General features: G+C 57.6%; 1 pseudogene. It reads right to left on the bottom strand.

Annotation, left to right across the window (positions count from 1 at the left end):
- Positions 1 to 255 (bottom strand): annotated as a pseudogene (locus IU459_RS40700) (MFS transporter); the annotation flags it as partial.

The following is a 255-nucleotide window of genomic DNA, read 5'->3' as shown; positions in this document are numbered from 1 at the left end:
CGTCATAGAAGTACGTCAGGACCATCGCCTGCGTAAAGAAGATGGCGTTGTACAGGAATGCCTGCGTGACCATCATCGTGAATCCGAGAAAGGAACGAGAAGGATAACGGCCGAAGAAGATCCGGGCGATTTGGAAGTAGGAGAGTCGATTCGAGTCGACGATCTCCAGGGCTTTGCGGTCGTCGACCGGAGGAAGCTCGACTCCTTGGCTGCGCAGGCGCGCTTCGATCTCGTCGACGGTCCGCTCGGCTTCGG

The organism is Nocardia amamiensis (assembly GCF_015477605.1).
Classification (GTDB): Bacteria; Actinomycetota; Actinomycetes; order Mycobacteriales; family Mycobacteriaceae; genus Nocardia; species Nocardia amamiensis_A.
The sequence above is the reverse complement of the archived record's forward strand: the minus strand, read 5'-3'. Positions and strand labels throughout refer to the sequence as shown.